General features: G+C 60.0%; 1 protein-coding gene. It reads right to left on the reverse strand.

The window, feature by feature from the left end; translation table 11 throughout:
• Positions 1 to 35: 35 nt before the first annotated feature.
• A complete protein-coding gene (locus tag BLT27_RS18920) occupies positions 36 to 1,703 on the reverse strand; it encodes an MBL fold metallo-hydrolase (protein ID WP_089736695.1) in 1,668 nt (555 codons plus the stop codon).
• Positions 1,704 to 1,819 lie beyond the last annotated feature (116 nt).

Here is a 1,819-nt window from a genome sequence, read left to right on the forward strand (position 1 = left end):
CTCTACCGAAGGAGCATCTTGCAGGGTCGCTGAACTCATTCCACCTCAGCGTTCACCCTGCTCCTTGGTGTGGTAATCGTTCTATGACACCCTCTCGTTACTTTATCTCCATGGTTCAGGCTCTGCGCTACGTCGTCTGGGTTGCAAAGACGCAGGAACAGACTCCCGTCGCCGGCGTCGACGACACGAACCTGATGAATCCCGTAATCTGCACCCTCTCTGTCTGTGAGGGCCTCCTCGAGTCGGGAAAGCCGTGACTCGATTTCGTCGACGTGCTCGAGAATATCCGTATCCTCGCTTACGACCGGCGAATCAGTATGCTGAGTCGCCGATTTCGATTTCGGTAGTTCCGGGTCGGATTGCTGAAACCGGGTCCTGAACGAGGGGTCATCGAGTCCCTCTGCCTCGAGCCTGATTTCACTCCGTTCGACGTCGGGGAATGCTCTCTCAGTGTCGATGAACGAGCCGAGGCTGCTCCCGTTCCCGTACTGCTGGCTGCGAAGCCGACGGGCGACACGGTCGTTCACCCAGGGTGGTGCGACCCACGTCCCGTCCTCGTAGATTCTGTATTCATCCCGGTCCGTCGTTGCCCACACAAAGCTATCGTAACGGTCCTTGTACCGGGAGAGTGCTGGTCCGGACTGGTGCATGATGACGACCTGTCTCGGGGCGAGGTCTTCGACGAGGTCGTCGACGGCGGCCTCTGGTGGATGGTTGCTGTACTGGAAGCGGTCGACAGTACAGCCAGCAGACTCGACTGCCGAAACGCTCCCGCTCGTGAGCTGTATCAGCGTCGCGCCAGCGTCGTCCTGGACACGGTCGAAGAACTTCGCCGCGCTCCCCTCGACAGGGACTTCCGGTCCGGCAATGGTCACCGCGCCTGGGTCGAGAATACCATCGGGATTGTCGAACGTCGGAACAGACGTTACAGTGGGATGTTCGTACCCGAGGGTCTCGTACAGTTTCGCGGCGTGACCAGTAATCGAGACTGTTGGCGGATCGATGTCGATCGTGTCGAGTTCGGCCAGGAGTGCGGCGATGTGAACGCCGGCCAGTCCACTGGCGGTGACGAGCACCGTCGACCCGGCCTGGACGCGCTCGAGAATCGTTTCGACGCCGGCTGTAAGTTCGCTCTCGAACTCCTCGTTCGTCGCTCCGGTCAGGAAGACGGCATCGGGCGAGAGTGTCGTGGGGAGACCGGGGAAGCCGGCGGCAGAACGTTGCGTCCAGTCTCCGGTCACGAGCATCGTTCTGGGCTCACCACCGTCGTCGAACCGAAGCAGAAAGCCTGCTGCTCCAGGGGTGTGTCCCGCTGGAACGGGACGGAGTTCGATATCGCCCAGGACTGTCGTCCAGTCCGAGATCGGTTCGAGTGCGTCGACGACAGCGTCGACGTTCGAGATGTCGTAGTTGGTTGCTGCTTCGGTCAGGACAGTGTCGAGGATAGCCGCCGTCGGTTCGGACGTGTAGACTGGAGCACCATCACGCAGATTCGTGCCCAGGGTTGCGTAATGGTCCAGATGGGCATGGGTGAGAACGATTGCGGTGAGGTATTCGTCGTCCCCGAGTAGCCCATCGACGTCGACGTCCGTGCCTGAATCGAAGAGGATACACGCTGTCTGGTCAGTCACGTCCCCTGAGAGTCGGATTAGTACCGACTCGTGCCCAGAGTGGGGGTTCGCGTGCTGGAAGGTAACCTCCATCGAGTTTCAATTGCCCCTATTGAGCGTGTCATAGAAAGCCTCCCAAGGGAGGCCGCAGGGTTTGGAAACTGTGTCCAGCAGTACCAACGCCCTGCAAGACGTAGCTTCGGTAGACG

It is taken from the genome of Haloarchaeobius iranensis (assembly GCF_900103505.1).
Taxonomy (GTDB): Archaea; Halobacteriota; Halobacteria; order Halobacteriales; family Natrialbaceae; genus Haloarchaeobius; species Haloarchaeobius iranensis.